The organism is Polaribacter reichenbachii (assembly GCF_001975665.1).
Classification (GTDB): Bacteria; Bacteroidota; Bacteroidia; order Flavobacteriales; family Flavobacteriaceae; genus Polaribacter; species Polaribacter reichenbachii.
Window position 1 is genome coordinate 3,459,768 of sequence record NZ_CP019419.1, and the last position, 17,923, is coordinate 3,477,690.

A 17,923-nucleotide genomic window follows, 5' to 3' on the forward strand; every position below is an offset into this window, starting at 1 on the left:
GTTTGCTCATATTTTTGTGATTTGTCTTGAACCAGCAATAAATTATATAAAGTAATGTACTGCGTTTATTTCATTTTTGATGTAAATATATTCTTAATTATATCTAATTCTTTTTTGTACTTCAAATCTGTTCTAGATGCAAAATATAAAGTGTTTTCCGTTTTTACTTTTCCTTCCCAAACTAAATTTATTTCATTTCTTAAGATTTGTTCTTGACATAAAAAATCTGGAACTAATGCAAGTCCGTTTCCATTGTTTAAACATCTTATAATAGAAGTAATATTTGGTAAAATGTAGTTGGGTTTAAAAGCAGGTTTCTTGTTAAAATTCTCAAACCAAAAACGTCTAAAATGTTCCATTTCGTTTGATGAACTATACCAAATATTTTGAAGTAGTTCGTCCTCTAACTTACTTAAATCCTTAGATTTAATGTGTTTTTGTATTTTAGTTACATTCGTTTTATTTCCTGCTATTAAAACAATTCTTTCTTTTGAAAACGGAATATACTCAACTAATGATTTTTTTTCATTTTGTTGTTTAGGTGTTATTACTAAATCTAAAATTCCATTGTTTAGATCTTTTATTAAGTCTGTATGAGCTCCAAATCTAGCGACTAGGTCAAAGTCTAGTTTGGGAATTTCGGGTTCAATAATAAGTTGAAACATTTCAGAACACATTCCAATGTTTAGAGATGGATTTTTTTCTTGCGTTGTTTTTTTAAAATGCTGTTCTGCTATTTCAAGTTTTTTTAAAGATTCAATAATATATTCGTATAAAAATTTTCCATCCTCTGTTGGAATCATTTTTCTCGAAGTACGTTCAAATAGTTTTTTGCCAACATAAGCTTCTAGTGCATTTAAATGAACACTAACTCCGGGTTGAGAAGCATATAAAGCAATAGAAGCTTTAGTTAAAGTTCCGTTTTCATATATTTCCTTAAATGTTCTATACCATTCTAAATTCACCATAGCTATCAAAATATTAATACAAAGGTATGATTTGTATTATTTTTACAATAATAAATATTACTATAATTTTGTTTTAAATAAAATAAGAGACAAATGAAAAATATATTTATCATTAATGGAGGTCATCCATTTGCACATTCTGGAGGAAGATTTAACGAAACACTTTTCAATACTACTATTTCATATTTTGATACAAGTGAGGGGTTTGAAGTGAAATTTACCCAAGTGGGCGACAATTATAATGCAAACGAAGAAGTAGAAAAATTTAAGTGGGCAGATTTAGTGATTTATCACACGCCAATTTGGTGGTTTCAAATACCTTTTGGATTTAAAAAATATATAGATGAAGTTTTTACGGAAGGTCATCAAAATGGAATTTATACAAGTGACGGAAGAAGCAGAAAAAATCCAAACATCAATTACGGGACTGGTGGTTTAATGCACGGAAAAAAATATATACTTACTACAAGTTGGAATGCACCTAAAACCGCATTTACTTTAGAAAATGAATTTTTTAATCAAAAAAGTGTAGATGAAGGTGTCATGTTTGGGTTTCACAGAATGAATGCTTTTACAGGAATGGAATTATTAGCAAATCATCATTTTCACGATATGGAAAAAAATGCAGATGTTCCTTTTGAGTTGAATAATTACAGTACTTTTTTAAATGATTTAATGACTAATTTGTAATTATCTGGTTTCGTTTCGAAATATTTTACAACGGTCTTGTGTATGAAACGTAGCGTATAAATAAACGCTAACTTTTCGGATTTAGCACGAGCCGAATTTTTAATTTTTATGTTTAATTTTCTTTTCTAAATATTACCAAATTAAAAATTTGGCATACTTTATAAATATACAAAAACCTTTCGGAAAGCCTATAATAGCTATGTTTTATACACGTTGTTAGCCACTGGCTTTATTCCGTAAACTTGTTAGCGTTGGCGGTTTAAGCTCTTTTATTTTTTTGTGCGTTGGCTTTTTAGTGTTTGCAAAAAATAAATGTGCTTGAACCTTGCGATGGCTAATTCTTTCTTGACAAATGTTGTTTTACTTCTTTTATTGAAATTGACCACCTCAAATCATCAAATCCCATTTCATCAAGTTGAACTATTAAAGTATTCATCTTTTCATTTATATCAATTACTTGCCAATATAAATCGTGATTTGATTGAGATGGTGTTGATTCAAAATAGACTTCATCACCAATATTGATGTCAATTATTTTATACTTCATTTTTGCAAATATTTAATAATTATTTCTTCTTTACTTTTTTTGATTCCATCAATTATAGATTGAGCCTTATTGATTTTAGTTTCATATATTTTGAATTCTTTGTTATATGCTTTTTGTGTATTCAAATCTTCAGGCACAGGTATCTTAATTGCCTTCATTTTTGTTGCATTTATATTTGCTTGATTAATTGATTTAGAAGCTTTTGATTTTGCAATAGTTTGAAAGTTATTTGAATTCATTATATAATTGATATATTCAGGATATGCTTTTTTTACATTAACTTTTATTCTTATCAAGTATGAAGCAAAACAATATTCACCTTTTAAATTAAATAAACCCGTTTTACCAACGTGTTCAATTGAGTTGGTACGATTAAAAAGTATGTCACCACTTTCTAATTTGTATTTTTTGAATTCTTCTTTAGTAATATCAACGTGTTTCATTTCGCCATTGTCATACATATAGCCGTTAATTATTTCATTCATCCTAAAAATTTTGTAACCAATATCTTTAGTGTTCATTCCTTCGTTAATGCCATAATCTGTATCAATGCTTATTTGTTCTATTGTTTTTAATGGTAAATCAGAGTTATATATTTTGTGGTACAATTCATTTCTGCTTGTGCTTTCTTTTTCTATTATCTCTTGTGCTTTTTTGAATTCTAAATCTAATTGATCACATTCTATTACAATTTTACTTTGAATTTTTGGTGATGGTACAGGTATTTTATATTGTTTCAAATATTTGTAATGTCTTTCATATTTGGGACTATTTACTCTAATTAAATTTGTGTAATGAAAAACATATTTAGTTAGTAAATCATTTTCAAATTTCATTAATTGCGTGCCATCAGCTCCTCTTATAAAATCAAAATCAATAAGTTTAAATGTGAATGAATGATCACCAAAAACTATTAATGGAAAATCTGATATAGGTTCAGGATTATCAGAATATCCTGAAATCAATTTATAAGATTCTTGAGTAATAACTGGATATTTACCTTTACTTTTTATTTCGTTTTTATCAATTTTGGTTTTATTTCCAATGACATCCTTCAATAGATTTTCTATTCTGTCATAAGGATGTTTATCGAATACATACTCTGTGTATAATTTTTCACCAATAAGAGAAATTGATTTATTAAAGTCTGGTCTTGAAAAATCTAGCATTTTTTCTAATGAGACTTTTGAAAGATGTTCTTCTAATTCAATTGGAATTTCAAAGTTTTCTCCTTTAAAATTTTGTGAAATCAGATAATTTATTTTCTCCTTATTGTTTTTATCTTTAGGATCATATAAAGGGGTTTCTATGTTGTTTAGATTAAAAAGATTACTTAAGACTCTTTTATCTTCTTCTTCTAAAGTAACGTTTCCATCATCATCATCTTTATCTTCCTCTATTAAGTCTTCTAATTTAATTCCACCTAAATATTTAATCCCTTCATTTCCTTTTTTTGCACTCCAGTCATACCCCAAAAATTCTTTAATCTTGGAAGTTGTTGTAGGGCTTTTTAAAACTAATACTTTTTGCGGATTTAAACTTGCTAGAACAAAATAGTATATTTTGTCCTTTTCAGCTTCTACTATGTAAGAGAGAAAACGTTTTTGAATTTCAAGCTCCTGTTCAGCTAAAAGTGATTCTTTTCTTTTTGGTATAATTCGCTTTACTATTGCTTTAATTTGAACTTGTGTTCTTGCCTTTTTATTAGCCTTTAAAATCCGTTTTATTTCTATTTCTGTTTTAGCTGACAATCCTCTTATCTTTTTTGAAAAAGATTTTTTTAGATTTATAATATCTGACCATTTATCAAAATCCTTTCTGTATTCAATAAAAAGCTCTGTTTCTAAAAGTGAATTATTAGGTTTGTTTAATAATAGCGTTTGATAATCTGCAAACTCTATTTCTTGAAGGTCACAATATTTTATAATTAAATGTTCATCTTTAAAAACACCTTCTTTTGTTTTATCACCTTTAAACCAGTCATTAACTCTGTTTTTATAATGTTCAGCAGGTGCTGGGTTCTCATTCTTTCGTCTGATAAATAAAGTGGCTGTATTAGTACCAGTTTTTCCGAATGTGCCACTACCAAATTCTGCGATAGCTATAATATCGAAGTATTTTAATAATATTTCTCTGGCAGATACATAAACATTTGTAGTTTTTGATGTGCTTTTTGCACTTCCTTTGGTAAGATTAGGTAATGGATAAATTATCCCAGCAACACCACCAGGCTTTAATAGTTGTTTAGCTTTTTCAATGAAAAATGCTTCTATACTATTATTATTGGGATAACTTTTTTCAGAGATTGTATTAGTTAGATTATATTTCTTTCGATCTATCTCCGAAAGTGTTTCCAAGTAACCCTTCACACTGTAAGGTGGATTGGCAACCAGAACAGAGTATTCATTATCATTTATTTTCGGTAATTCAGCAAGTGCATCACCATATACAATATTTATATCATCCTGTCCATACATAAAGGATGATACTTTTGCTACTTTTGAAAGTCTGTATTCTTTTTCAATACCAACAATAGATTCATAATATTTTTCAATTTCAGTTTCTTTATGTTGTTTTACGATAGGCTTTATTTCGTGAGCGTATTCATTTAGGAAATGTCCTGCACCACAAGCATAATCAATAACTTTTGGGATATTTTCATTGTCTTTTATTATACTTTCAAGAGGTAAAGATTTAAGAATAAATTTAACAATTGGCATAGGTGTGAAAAACTGACCTTCTGATTGTTTTACACCTTGATCTAGAAAGCCTTCAAACATATCTCCTAAAAATTGATGTTCTTCATCAGTATCTTTAAGTTTAATGTCTTGTAGCATTTTTACTATTTTAAGTAAAACACCAGCATTTTGATAAAAAAGTTTTTCATTGTGAACATCAATAAATGCAAAATCATTATTTGTAAAGAATTTCAGTTCTCTAAAATATTTTTTTATTGTTTCCTTTGTTGCATCAGGGTCATTTTTAAAAAAACGGAAAGCTTGATCTATTGCTTCGTTGTCAATATATGTTACATCTTCACCAAGAAACCTTTTCATTCCTTCTTGATACAACTTTTGTAAACGGTCTTGTAAATCAAAGAAGTTATCATAATTTATTCCTTTCCAGTAAAATTTTAATTCATCTGGGTTGTTGGTTTCATCAACAATTTTGCAGAGAAATAAGTTTACTAGTTTGTCAAAAGCATTTTCACGTCCAGAAACATTATGTTGTCTTAAAATAGTAGCGAATTGATGGTATTTTCCTTGAATATCATTACTACTTATAGTACTTAAATCTTTAATGGAATATTTAGTCTTCCCAATATTATAGGCAGGAATATCTTCTTCAAAGATTCCCATTGTAGCGAAGTCTTGAGCGTAAGTTTGCTTCCAAGCAAGAAAGATATCTTCTTTGTTTTTTTGTTTAGCGTCAAAAAAGGAAAGTAATTCTTTTCCTTCATTTTCTTTCAAATAAGACTCATTGTCTTTAAGAGTAATTAGATTATATCGAGATATTATTTTGTTATCAATAAAGCCAGAAGCATACAAGCATAAAAATTGTGTTTCTCTTTTATTTGTTAGATAGCGAAATAATTGATCTCCATCTAGTTCTGTTTTTTTCCAATGTAGATCAAATTCTTTACCAAAAGTTTTACATTCGATAATCAATAGAACCTTATTATTGTTGTCTTTTACGACTACATCTGCCTTTCCTCCTCCATCTTCCTTTTTAATTTTTCCGTAACGTTGTTCTAATTCTAAATGGTCTGCTTTATATCCTTTTTTTAATAGATTATGCACACATTCGAATACAACGAAATTTTCAGAATGATGAAAATTAGTTGTTGTTTCATCACCTTTTTTAATTTCTTTTGGAAAAATTAATTTTTTATTCTTAAAATCGACTTTAAGGATTGCTCCATTTTCAAATTTTTTAGAATATATTTTCTTATTCTGTTTGAATTCCAGTTGTTTTAAAACGGTTTCAAAATTTTTAATATCGATCATTTATTAGAATTAGTATTTCTTTCAATTAGTAAATCCTTGACTTCTACATTTAGAATTTCTGCAATCTTATATAAGTCTTCTAAACTCGGTTGTCTTTTATTTTGAGCATAAGAGTGTACCATATTGTAACTCTTTCCCAACTTTTCAGCCAACCAGATTTGTTTAATTCCTTTCAGTTCTAAAACCTCTTTTATTCGGTTCATTTTGAATTTTTTTTAATTCAGTCCACTAAAGTAAATAACATTTTCAATATACTCACTAAATGAGTATTAAAATTATCATTCCGTAAGAGTGAGAAGTGGGAAAAGGCAAGCTCTTTTTATTTTTTGAGGCACGAAAAAAATGAAATGTGCTTGACTGCGCGTTGGCTTTTCAGAGCTTGTGGCTAACTAGTTCATAAACACAACTTATATAAGTTTATCCCTCTTTTTTAGTGGAATATACCTATACTATTTAATTTATTATTTGTGTTTAGACCTGTTTTTTTTTTGATAAATATAAACTTTAGTTTTTTAATGTCAAACTTAACAGGCTAGTTTTTATTAATAAGTAAAAATTATCCTATACTTCCCTAGTTTGTTTTTTAAGGCATAATTAGTTGTAATTACAGGCTTTTTTAGTGTTTAGTTTGGTTTTATAGTTAAGTTACCTTGTAAATTTCATTTAAAAATCAAGCAAATAGCATAAAAACACCACAAAAAAACCACCTTTCTATAGGTTTTGCTCCAGTTTGCTTCGAGTCTTGTTCGGAAAAGCATCTATTTTTAAAAAATACACCCAACCCTCACCCGAAGGAAACCCGAACAAGACTCGAACAAAACCCCCTAAAATCAAGAAAATAGGGTCATTGAGGGTCAGTTGGGGTCAGTTGGGGTCAGTTAGGGTCAGTTGGGGTCAGTTAGGGTCAATTAGAGTCAGTTAGGGTCAGTTAGGGTCAATTAGGGTCAATTAGGGTCAGTTGGGGTCAGATAGGGTCAAATAGGGTCAATTAGGGTCAATTGAGGTCAAATAGGGTCAATTGGGGTCATGTGCTTGGTTTTTAAAAAATTAGCTTTTAAATTTGGACATATTAATTTTAAAACCATTCAATTATGGTAACATTCGAAAAAGGAATCCTTGGTGGATTTTCTGGAAAAGTAGGTAACGTAGTAGGCTCTCGATGGAGAGGTAAAAACATCATGCGTAGTTTACCCCAACGTGGTAAATACACTCCAACTACAAAACAAGAGGAACAACGTTTAAAGTTTAAAACCCTAATCTCGTTCTTGAGCCCTATTGTAGATATCCTAAGTCAGTATTTTGGGAGTCCGCAGGGCGATAAATCGAGATCTAACTTGGCTACCTCCTATCATCTTAAAAATTTAGTTTTAAGTTTTGAGTAATGAATAATAGGTTTTCTGACTGAGCAGTAATGATAATACTGGATGTTTATTGGGTGAGATTTCTCCGCAAAGTCGAAATGACAGGGTTAAATTAATATTTGCTATTGAATTCATAAACTTTATTACAAAGATTTTTTTCGAAGCAATCATTTCGTTAGCAATTGGATTAGTAACTCCCAAAAACCGATAAAAAACATAAAAAAACCACAAATAAAACACCTTTCTATAAGTTTTGCTCCAGTTTGCTTCGAGTCTTGTTCGGAAAAGCATCTATTTTTAAAAAATACACCCAACCCTCACCCGAAGGAAACCCGAACAAGACTCGAACAAAACCCCCTATAATCGCGCTTTTGGTGTCAACTAGTGTCAGGTAGTGTCATATGGTGTCAAATAGAGTCATTTGGTGTTACTATTTTTTTGCTTTTTGTGGAGTAGGTTTTGGGTTTGATGTATGATATATAGTGCTGATTGTTTGATGTTTAGAATATAGATTATTAGATTATAAGTTTTCTATTTGCGTAGAGAATATAGTATTGGATGTTTGTTGATTGAGATTTCTCCATAAAGTCGAAATGACAGGCTTGGATTATTACCTCTTTTTGGCTAAACAATCTTGCTGTTTGAAGTTTGAGATTGCTACGTTGTAACCTCCTCGCAATGAAGGGTGTTCATACTATGACAGGTATCATCAAAATAACGTTATAATTACTACCACCAAGCACTACTACTCACCTCTTTTATATCATCAATAAAAAATACTTCACCAATTTTTGGAGTTCTGATGTTTACCTTTAATTCCTTTGCTTTTTTGGTAACCCGTTCTATAGGATCTGTCCAAGTGTGCATTGCCAATTTAAATGCACCCCAATGAATGGGCATCATTTGTTGGGCTTTAAGATCGATACTGGCTTGTACGGTTTCTTCTGGAAACATGTGTATCTCTGGCCACATTTTATTGTACTGACCACATTCTATCATGGCAAAATCAAAAGGACCGTATTTATCACCTATCAATTTAAAATGATTGGCATAACCACTATCTCCGCTAAAAAAGTAATTTTCGGTATCTGATTGAATTACCCAAGAACTCCATAAGGTTTTGGTTCGGTCTGTTAAACCTCTACCCGAAAAGTGCTGTGCAGGTGTACAAACAAAATTTAAATCGGCAAAGGCTACTTCTTGCCACCAATCTAATTCTGTTATTTGCGTTTTTGGTATGCCCCAAGCTTCTAAATGCACGCCCACGCCTAAGGGTGTATAGAAATGCTTTACTTTGTTTTTTAAGGCTTTTACAGAACCATAATCTAAATGATCGTAATGATCATGAGAAATTAAAACTGCATCGATTTGTGGCAGTTTTTCTATAGCAATGGGTAATTCTTTACTAAAACGTGCACTCCCTAATTGTTCTAAAGGTGCTGGTACTTTACCAAACATCGGGTCTATTAATACCGTTTTATTGTTAATTTGCAATAAAAAAGTAGAATGCCCAAACCATACAAAACGCGTTGGCCCTTTATAGTTGGCAATATTTAGAGAATCTATTTTAGTTACCTCTATATTTTCTTTGGGTATGGTGTTGGGTTGCCCTTTAAAATAGCCTATTAAACTTGTAGTCATATCTTTTAGGCTCATGTCTAATTTTACGGCATTGGTATTTACAAACTTACCGTCTTTATAATTTTTAGAGGTTTTATATAAAGCTTGTTGCTCTTTGGATGCTTTGCCCCCAAACTGCGGACTTAAATTTACAAATAGCACAACAATTAATACAAAAACAAGTAGCATTGCGATAATAGTATAGGTCATTCTTTTTAAAAATTTCTTAATGTGATGTTTCATTGTTCTGGTTTCCAATCTTAAAGCTGATTACAACGTATAAGATTTGGATTTTTTTAAGGTTTTTCTGATGTGTTCGCTATCCCAATGTTTATCAAAATCGACCACACCCCGTTTAAAGTCTTCATTTAAAAACTCCTCTTGTTGTTTTAGCTCTTCTCTAGCTTTAAAAATATAACTTTCGCCTCTATTGGGTTCTTGTGCCAAACGTCTTAAACTGTCTTCGTCGTACTTTTTAAAATTCTGAATCTGCCTGTTTAAAGTATATTTACGAAACCCCATTTTACTTAACACATCTCTAGCCAATAGTAAAGAAGTATCTAAAGATTCTCTATAAATATTGGTATGCCCTAAGTTTAACAACTCATAGGCATCGTATCTATTTTTAGTACGAATCATTAATTCTACATGCGGATATTTTTCTTTTACCAATTTACTAATGGCTTTAGAAACCCCTATTTTATTGGTAGCACAAATTACTATTTTAGCCTCTGCAATTCCTGCAGATTCTAGTAAATCGGTTCTGGTGGCATCTCCATAATAGACTTCAAAACCCATCTTTCTTAAAAAATCTACACGATTCGAATCGTGATCTAGAATGGTAGCTTCTACTCCATGCGATCTTAAAAAACGCCCAATAGTACTCCCAAAATGACCAAAACCTACTAAAATGATCTTTTGTGATTTTGCAATATGATCCATAGGCCTTTGTACAGATTCTTTGGTACCCATTCTAGGCAAAATTACTCGCTCGTTGACGATAGATATAATTGGCGTTAACGACATGGATAATGCTGTAATTACCAACAACATGTCCATTTGTTCTTGTTCTAAAATATTTAATCCGAAGGCAAAAGAAAGCAATACAAAGGCAAACTCCCCTATTTGTGCCAAGCCAAAGGTTAGTAATAATCGTTGATCTAGTTTTAACTTAAACACCACCCCTGTAATGTACAATACCAATGCTTTAATTACAATAATAGCCACTAAAACACCACCAATCATAAAAGGACTTTTGGCAATAACTATAAAATTAATCGAAGCCCCAACTGCCATAAAAAAGAGCCCTAATAATAAATTTTTAAAAGGTTCTAAGGTACTTTCTAGTTCGTGTTTAAACTCACTGTTCGATAAAACCACACCTCCTAAAAAGGCACCTAAAGCCGGACTAATACCTACAAACTCCATTAAAAATGAAATACCAAAAACAATTAAAAAAGCAGCTGCAATAAGCAATTCTCGCACCCCTGTTTTTGCCACTTTACGCAGCATAGGTACAATTAAAAATCTACCTGCCACAATGATAATAACTACGGATAAAATAATGGCCAAAGTTTGGAACCCCATGGGTAAATTCTGAATTAAACTCACAGAATTGCTATGGGCATCTGCGCTTGTATTATGCTCTGGATTTGCCAATAATGGGATAAAACCCAACATAAAGATGACAATGATATCTTGAAACAATAAGATAGAAAATGCTGATGTACCAAAGGTGGTATCCATTAAGCCTTTTTCTTTAATGGTTTGCATGGCAATGGCTGTAGAGGATAAAGCAACTGCCATAGCAATGACTAATGCCACTTTAAACTCAAACCCTAAAAGTGTAAATAAGATGTAAGCAACCAACATGGTACCCCCAACCTGTATGCCTCCCATACCTAGAATGGTTTTACGCATGTTCCAGAAGTTCTTCGGTTCTATTTCTAAGCCAATTAAAAACAGCATCATGACCACACCAAATTCGGCAAAGTGTAAAATATCATCACCCTCTTCGCCAATAAAACCAAAAACATAAGGGCCAATTAAAACCCCTGCTAGTAAATAACCAATAACCGAACTTAGGCCTAGTTTTTTGGCTATGGAAACGCAAAGAATTGCACCCGCTAAAAACATAATGGCTTCGAAAAGTAAACTCCCTGTCATAATTTATATGGTATTAAGTTGTGAAACATCATTTAAAAAAGAAACTTGGTCAAAATCATCTAACGTTACATTGCTCTGTAATAAATCGATGGCCTTACCATATTTAATTTTAGATTGCTCTAAAATATCATCTGTTAATCGATGCGTACCCATTACTGCAAAAGGCGGAAAATAAGTCATATTACACAAATTTGCAGTTTGCTCAAAAGGCCTTAAAAACTGCCTAACTGTAAAACTGTTAATACCAGCAGAACAATACATGGCTTTAGAAGCCCCAGTAGTAATGGCGTTTAAACATATTTTACCCTCTAAGGCTTTCCCTTCTGGACCATAAGCCCAGTTGAACTCTAGTACCATATCTATCCATTGTTTTAATAAAGGCGGACAGCTGTACCAATAAAAAGGATGATGCCAAATGATGATATCATGTTGTTGTAGCAGTTCTTTTTCTGCTTTTACATCGATATGAAAATCGTGGTATTGCTCGTACAAATCGTGTATGGTAACATTTTGTTTACCTCTAATATGTTCTATTAAAGCCGTGTTTACTTTCGATTTTTCGTACTTAGGATGTGCAAATAATACAAGTATTTTTTTCATATGGTTGTTGATCTGCTTAGTTGTAAATGTAGCCTTTAAACTCTTAAACTACTATTATTATTTGAGCTTCGAAAATTATGAAATAAATTTTAGTAAAAATTGTTTATCCGATAGTAAAACTGCAGGTTATTTATAGCATTAAGCATACCAAAAGAAGCTGTTAAATTAAAAGAGGTTTGAATATAAAATATCCAAACCTCTCAACCTAAACCTGAGTCTCTCAAACTCCTCAGGTTTGCTTTTATATGGTTATTTTAATCCACCACCAAGGGCTTCATATAGATCTACAATAGCAGTTAACTGTTGCAATTTGCTATCAATCACATTTAACTCAGCACTTAAAGCGCTTTGTCTTGCCGTTAATAAATCTAAATAATTGGCATACCCATTTTTAAGTAATTCTTCTGAATTGGCTTCTGCTGCTCTTAGAGCTTGAACTTCGTTTTTTCTAAACTCAAATTTCTTTACCTCAGCTTCGTAAGCAAACAAAGCATTCGAAACTTCGTTACCTGCAGTTAATAAGGTTTTCTTAAAGTTTAACAATGCTGTTTCTTGATTTGCAAGTGCCACTTCTTTTTGTGTTTTTAACTTTCTTTGATTAAAAATAGGTTGTGTAATTCCGCCAACTATGGTTGCAAAAAGAGAGTTTGTATCGAATAAATCATCAATATCTAAACTCTCCAAACCACCAGAAGCGGTTAACGTTAACGACGGATAAAAACTACTATTGGCAACGTTTGTTAATTGAAAAGACTGAATTAAGCCAAACTCTGCAGCCATAACATCGGGTCTGTTTCTAAGTAAGGTAGTAGGTACACCCAATACAATTTCTTGTGTTATTTTTTGACTATCCAAAGAAGTTCGTTCAAAATTTTGAGGCGTTTTACCCAATAAAATACTCAATGTATTTTCTGTTTTAAAAATAGCCGTTTCAATATCTACCTGTAAAGCCAAAGCACTGTTGTATTGTGCAATATTTTGATCTACAGCCACCTGAGTAACTTGACCAGCTTCTTTTAAGGCTTTAATGGTTTCTACTCCGCTTTTACGTGTTGCAATGGTTTCTTTAGTTACCAATAGTTGGGCATCTAAAGCCAATAAATTATAATAAGTATTGGCAATACTAGCTATTAATTGTGTTTTTACAGCCTGATGACCAGCAACATTTTGTAAATACGAAGCTTGTGTAGCTTTTACATTACTTTTTATTTTACCCCAAATATCGGCTTCCCAAGAAAGATTTGCAGTAACATCATAAGTATCTATTCCGCCACTAAAAAGAGCTCCAAACTGACTGTTTTCTGATAATTCTTGATGTGTTGCATTAGCGCCAATACTTGCAGATGGCAAATACCCTGCTTTACCTTGTTTTGCATACGCCTCTGCTACAATCATTTGTTGAATGGCAATACGCACATCCATATTATTTTGTAAGCCCTCTGCAATATAGTTTTGCAAATACTGGTCTGTAAATAAATCTTGCCAAGAAACATCTGCCAAAGATGTACTATCTGTTGGCAAATTTTCTGTTCTGTATAAATTCTCGGTTTCGCTAAGTGCTGGTCTTGAGTACTCCTTTGCTGAAAAACAACTTTGTAGTACTAGTGCCATAATTACTAAAACGGTTCCTTTTGTAAGGTGATTATTTTTTAAATTAAGTTTCATCTTTTTAAGCTTCAATTGTTTGTACTGTAGGTTTACCAGAAACTTTTTCTTGTAACCATTGGAATAAAATAAATAGGATAGGAATTACAAAGACCCCTAAAATGGTACCAATTAACATACCTCCTGCAGCACCAGTACCAATAGAATTGTTACCTTCTGAACCTACACCTTTTGCTAATGCTAATGGCATTAATCCTAAAATAAAGGCAAAAGAAGTCATTAAAATTGGTCTTAAACGTGCTTTAGCGCCGTCTATAGCTGCGTTAACAATACTCTCTCCTGCTTTTCTTCTTGCTAAGGCAAACTCAACAATTAAAATGGCATTTTTGGCCAATAAACCAATTAGCATAATTAAGGCAATTTGGAAATAGATATTGTTTTCTAAGCCTAAGAACTTTGTACTAATGTACGCCCCAAATACCCCAAATGGCAATGATAAAACTACTGCAAATGGTAATAAGTAACTCTCGTATTGTGCACTTAATAAGAAGTACACAAACAGAATACTTAAAATAAAGATAAAGGTTGTTTGGTTCCCTGCATTAACCTCTTCACGTGTTAAACCAGAATAGGCTACAGTATAATTACTTGGTAATTTTGCCACCTCTTCTTCAATTACTCTAATGGCATCACCTGTACTAAAACCATCGTTAGTAGCCCCAGAAATCATTGTTGAGTTGAATAAGTTAAAACGAGTTACGGACTGAGGCCCATACACTCTTTTTAAGGTTACAAACTGTGTAATTGGTGTCATTTCTCCTGATGCTGTACGCACATACATGCTATTTAAAGCACTTGCATCTGCTCTATCTTCTGGTAAAGCCTGAATGTACACTCTAAACTGTTTCCCAAATTTTGAAAAGTCTGATGCGTAAATTCCACCAATATACCCTTGTAAAGTCGCAAAGATACTGGTTACAGAAACCCCTTTTTCTTTGGCTAAAGGCACATTTACTTCCATTTCGTACTGCGGATAATTGGTATTGAATGAAGATGTAGCATATTTAATTTCTGGATGACTCATTAAGGCCATTTGGAAATCTTTATTAGCTTTGTCTAAATCTGTAAACTCCCCTCCGAATTTATCTAACAAATTGATTTCAAAACCTGAAGAATTACCAAAACCACGAATACTTGGTGGTGAAAAGAAAATGATATTTGCTTCTGGAATAGTTGCTGCAATACCAAATAATTTACCAGTAATGGCTTGTGCAGAAAGTGAAGGATCTGTTCTGTCTGCCCAATCTTCTAATTTAATAATACCAAAACCAAAGTTACTACCAGCACCACTTATTAAACTACTCCCTTTAATAAAGTTAACTGCATTAATACCTTCTATATTTTGTATTTTTTGATATAAAGTTTTAGATACAGCATCTGTTCTATCTAAAGAAGCCCCTGGTGGCAACTCTATATTTGCAAAGATTATTCCCCTATCTTCATTCGGTACAAAACCTGTTGGAGTTGTGGTTGATGCCCAGTAAATTCCTACTCCTGCAATTATCAATAATAACACAGAAACAAATTTTCTTTTGTATAAAAACTCTAAGGATTTTCCATATCTGTGGATGGTTGCATTGAATCCTCTATTAAATAACGTGTAAAAACGTTTTAATGGACTTTTACCTTTTAATTCCTCATCATTTTTATGCTCTTTTAATAATAAAGCACATAAAGCCGGACTTAAGGTTAAGGCATTTACTGCAGAAATTAGAATGGCAATAATTAAGGTAACTCCGAATTGCTCATAAAAAACCCCTGTTGGCCCAGTAATAAAGGTAACCGGAATAAATACAGCCGCCATTACTAATGTAATTGAGATAATAGCACCAGAAATTTCGTTCATTGCAGTTAAGGTTGCTTTTTTAGGATTATGTTCCCCATCATCCATTTTAGCGTGAACCGCTTCTACTACCACAATGGCATCATCTACCACAATTCCGATTGCGAGTACTAAGGCAAAAAGCGTTAATAAGTTAATTGAATATCCGAAGACATTTAAGAAAAAGAACGTACCAATAATCGATACAGGTACTGCAATTGCTGGTATTAATGTAGATCTAAAATCTTGTAAGAAAATAAAAACCACTAAGAATACCAATAAGAACGCCTCTAATAAAGTAGTGATTACCTTATCAATCGAAGCATTTAAGAACAAACTTGTATCATAAGGTACAAAGATGTTTAACCCTTCTGGTAAATCTGCCTTTACCTCTTCTAAAGTCAGTTTTATGTTTTCAATAATTTCTTGTGCATTAGAACCTTTGGTTTGAAAAATACCCATAAAAACTGCAGGATTCCCTTTACTCATTGCATTGGCTGCATAAGACTGTGCATCTAACTCAATCGTTGCCACATCTTTTAAACGTAAGAATTCGCCATTACCCAAAGCTTTAATTACAATATCACTGTATTGTGCTTCGTCTTTAAAACGACCACTGTAGGTTAAGGTGTATGAAAAAGATTCCCCATTATTTTGCCCTAAAGAACCTGCAGCAGCCTCTAAGTTTTGTTCTGCTAAAGCCGCAGAAATATCTGAAGGAATTAAACCATAAGAAGCTAATTTTTCTGGATTTAACCAAATACGCATTGCATAATCTTGTTGCGAGAATACACTTACGTCTCCTACACCACTAATACGTTGCATTGCAGGAATCACGTTAATTTTTAAGTAATTCTGAATAAAAGTAGCGTCGTAATTTTCGCTTTCAGAATACATTGAAATAAACATTAATGCACTGGTTTCTTGTTTTTGTGTAGTTACCCCAGTTTGAGTTACCTCTGCAGGTAATAAAGGCGTTGCTCTAGCTACACGATTTTGTACATTAACAGCTGCAATATCTGCATCCATTTCTTGGTTAAAGTAAACCGTAATTTCTGCAGCACCTGTGTTTGATGCTGTAGAAGTAATGTAGGTCATACCCTCTACACCATTAATTTGCTCTTCTATAGGTATAATTACACTCTCTAAAACGGTTTCTGCGTTGGCTCCTGTATAATTGGCGGTTACCTTAATGGTTGGAGGTGCAATATCTGGGTATTCCTCTACTGGTAAGCTAGTTATACTTATTATCCCTAGTAAAACTATGATAATAGATATTACTGTCGAAAGAACGGGTCTTTCAATAAATGTTTTTAACATGATTGATATGTGTTAGGTTTGTCTAGTTTCTAAATAAGGTAGCTACTTGTGTTGTGGCCTCTTTAAATGAAGTTTCTTGTGGCGCAATTACCATTCCGTTTCTTAATTTTCCAACTCCGGAAACGATAATTTTATCGTTGGTTGTAATTCCTGATTCTACTACATAAAGGTTATCTACAGTACCTTTTACCTGTAAAATGGCAGTTTCTACTTTATTCCCTTCTACTAGTTTAAAAATCATAATATTACCTTGTTGCTCAAAAGTTGCGCTTTGAGGTACTACAATGGCATTTGTATACTCAATTGGTATACGAACAGTACCACTATTACCATTCGTTAAAATTTCGTTTGGATTATCGAAAGCCGCTCTAATCTTAATAGTACCTGTATTTTGGTTGATTTGACCTGTGCTGGTTTGAATGCGTCCTTTTTCTGAATACACTTTACCATTGGCTAAAATCAGGCTTAAGTCTGGAGAGTTTTTAATACGTTCTGCTTTGTTTTGTCCTTCAGATCTTTGTAAATGATTGATGTATTGCGCCTCATTAAAACTAAAGAAAGCATATACTTGACTGATATTACTTACAGTTGTTAAAGGAGTAACATCATTAGAACTTATTAAAGTACCTTCTCTAAAATTAATAGCCCCCACATAACCGTCTATAGGACTTTTGATTGTTGCATAACCTATACTTGCAGTAACACTGCTGTAATTCGCTTTGGCCTGTGCTAAATTTGCTTTGGCTGTTTCTAACTGCACAGCACTAATAATGTTTTTCTCTACTAAAGGGATTAACTTATTTACCTCTACTTGCGCTACATTTACGCTAGCTTTAGCTGCGTCTGCCTCTTGACTTAAAGATTGTGTTTCTAATTTAAAAAGTAATTGCCCTTTACGTACTTTTTGACCTTCGTCTACATATACTTTTTCTATATAACCCGATGTTTTTGCTCTTACATCACTATTTACAATTCCTTCTATGGTTGCAGGATAATCTGTATAACCAGTTACAGTTTGTGCTTCTAATTGCGTTACAGGAAATGGTAATACTGGTGCTGCTGCCATAGCTTGTTTTTGTTCAGTTTTGGCACAACTTACAATCATTAAAAATACGCTTAATGATAATATGGTATAAATACTATTGTGTTTCATTGTT

Annotated in this window: 12 protein-coding genes; 2 read left to right on the forward strand and 10 right to left on the reverse strand. The window is 32.2% G+C overall.

Annotated features, from left to right (window positions below):
• Positions 1-65: 65 nt before the first annotated feature.
• Positions 66-968 (reverse strand): LysR family transcriptional regulator, encoded by a 903-nt coding sequence (locus tag BW723_RS14715; protein WP_068358952.1) that lies wholly within the window; start codon positions 966-968, stop codon positions 66-68.
• A gap of 93 nt (positions 969-1,061) precedes the next feature.
• Here BW723_RS14715 and BW723_RS14720 point away from each other — a divergent pair, with 93 nt between their 5' ends.
• Entirely contained in the window at positions 1,062-1,658 is a 597-nt protein-coding gene (locus BW723_RS14720) for an NAD(P)H-dependent oxidoreductase (RefSeq protein ID WP_068358955.1), read from the forward strand.
• A gap of 334 nt (positions 1,659-1,992) precedes the next feature.
• Here BW723_RS14720 and BW723_RS14725 read toward each other — a convergent pair whose 3' ends face one another.
• The 3 genes from BW723_RS14725 to BW723_RS14735 are packed head-to-tail and all read right to left on the reverse strand — an operon-like array spanning position 1,993 to position 6,415.
• Positions 1,993-2,205, reverse strand: a complete 213-nt coding sequence (locus BW723_RS14725) for a hypothetical protein (protein WP_068358958.1) — start codon at positions 2,203-2,205, stop codon at positions 1,993-1,995.
• Positions 2,202-6,212 (reverse strand): restriction endonuclease subunit S, encoded by a 4,011-nt coding sequence (locus BW723_RS14730; protein WP_068358961.1) that lies wholly within the window; start codon positions 6,210-6,212, stop codon positions 2,202-2,204. Before BW723_RS14730 ends, BW723_RS14725 begins: the two co-directional genes overlap by 4 nt.
• Positions 6,209-6,415, reverse strand: coding sequence for a helix-turn-helix domain-containing protein (locus BW723_RS14735; protein ID WP_068358964.1), 207 nt, complete (start codon positions 6,413-6,415; stop codon positions 6,209-6,211). Before BW723_RS14735 ends, BW723_RS14730 begins: the two co-directional genes overlap by 4 nt.
• 888 nt (positions 6,416-7,303) lie before the next feature.
• Between BW723_RS14735 and BW723_RS14740 the strand changes: the two genes are divergently transcribed.
• Entirely contained in the window at positions 7,304-7,594 is a 291-nt protein-coding gene (locus tag BW723_RS14740) for a DUF6266 family protein (protein ID WP_068358968.1), read from the forward strand.
• A gap of 708 nt (positions 7,595-8,302) precedes the next feature.
• Here BW723_RS14740 and BW723_RS14745 read toward each other — a convergent pair.
• The 6 genes from BW723_RS14745 to BW723_RS14770 all read right to left on the reverse strand — a co-directional run bounded on the left by BW723_RS14745 (position 8,303) and on the right by BW723_RS14770 (position 17,919).
• Positions 8,303-9,436, reverse strand: coding sequence for an MBL fold metallo-hydrolase (locus BW723_RS14745; protein WP_217491453.1), 1,134 nt, complete (start codon positions 9,434-9,436; stop codon positions 8,303-8,305).
• Positions 9,437-9,463: 27 nt separating this feature from the next.
• Complete coding sequence (locus BW723_RS14750; protein ID WP_068358970.1) at positions 9,464-11,359, reverse strand: monovalent cation:proton antiporter-2 (CPA2) family protein; 1,896 nt, start codon at positions 11,357-11,359, stop codon at positions 9,464-9,466.
• 3 nt (positions 11,360-11,362) lie between these two features.
• Positions 11,363-11,959: an NAD(P)H-dependent oxidoreductase gene (locus BW723_RS14755; RefSeq protein ID WP_068358973.1), complete on the reverse strand. Its 597-nt coding sequence runs from the start codon at positions 11,957-11,959 to the stop codon at positions 11,363-11,365.
• A 249-nt stretch (positions 11,960-12,208) separates the two neighbouring features.
• On the reverse strand, positions 12,209-13,624 hold the full coding sequence (locus tag BW723_RS14760; protein WP_068358976.1) for an efflux transporter outer membrane subunit: 1,416 nt from the start codon (positions 13,622-13,624) through the stop codon (positions 12,209-12,211).
• Between the two features lie 4 nt (positions 13,625-13,628).
• The gene (locus BW723_RS14765) at positions 13,629-16,766 is read right to left on the reverse strand and encodes an efflux RND transporter permease subunit (protein WP_068358979.1); all 3,138 of its coding nucleotides are present in this window, start codon (positions 16,764-16,766) and stop codon (positions 13,629-13,631) included.
• 22 nt (positions 16,767-16,788) lie between these two features.
• Complete coding sequence (locus BW723_RS14770) at positions 16,789-17,919, reverse strand: efflux RND transporter periplasmic adaptor subunit (RefSeq protein WP_068359210.1); 1,131 nt, start codon at positions 17,917-17,919, stop codon at positions 16,789-16,791.
• Between the last annotated feature and the right edge of the window lie 4 nt (positions 17,920-17,923).

What these genes read in the sequence shown, in the direction of transcription:
- BW723_RS14715 (WP_068358952.1), bottom strand. Translation starts at nt 968, where the DNA reads ATGGTGAATTTAGAATGGTATAGAACATTTAAGGAAATATATGAAAAC.
- BW723_RS14720 (WP_068358955.1), top strand. Translation starts at nt 1,062, where the DNA reads ATGAAAAATATATTTATCATTAATGGAGGTCATCCATTTGCACATTCT.
- BW723_RS14725 (WP_068358958.1), bottom strand. Translation starts at nt 2,205, where the DNA reads ATGAAGTATAAAATAATTGACATCAATATTGGTGATGAAGTCTATTTT.
- BW723_RS14730 (WP_068358961.1), bottom strand. Translation starts at nt 6,212, where the DNA reads ATGATCGATATTAAAAATTTTGAAACCGTTTTAAAACAACTGGAATTC.
- BW723_RS14735 (WP_068358964.1), bottom strand. Translation starts at nt 6,415, where the DNA reads ATGAACCGAATAAAAGAGGTTTTAGAACTGAAAGGAATTAAACAAATC.
- BW723_RS14740 (WP_068358968.1), top strand. Translation starts at nt 7,304, where the DNA reads ATGGTAACATTCGAAAAAGGAATCCTTGGTGGATTTTCTGGAAAAGTA.
- BW723_RS14745 (WP_217491453.1), bottom strand. Translation starts at nt 9,436, where the DNA reads ATGAAACATCACATTAAGAAATTTTTAAAAAGAATGACCTATACTATT.
- BW723_RS14750 (WP_068358970.1), bottom strand. Translation starts at nt 11,359, where the DNA reads ATGACAGGGAGTTTACTTTTCGAAGCCATTATGTTTTTAGCGGGTGCA.
- BW723_RS14755 (WP_068358973.1), bottom strand. Translation starts at nt 11,959, where the DNA reads ATGAAAAAAATACTTGTATTATTTGCACATCCTAAGTACGAAAAATCG.
- BW723_RS14760 (WP_068358976.1), bottom strand. Translation starts at nt 13,624, where the DNA reads ATGAAACTTAATTTAAAAAATAATCACCTTACAAAAGGAACCGTTTTA.
- BW723_RS14765 (WP_068358979.1), bottom strand. Translation starts at nt 16,766, where the DNA reads ATGTTAAAAACATTTATTGAAAGACCCGTTCTTTCGACAGTAATATCT.
- BW723_RS14770 (WP_068359210.1), bottom strand. Translation starts at nt 17,919, where the DNA reads ATGAAACACAATAGTATTTATACCATATTATCATTAAGCGTATTTTTA.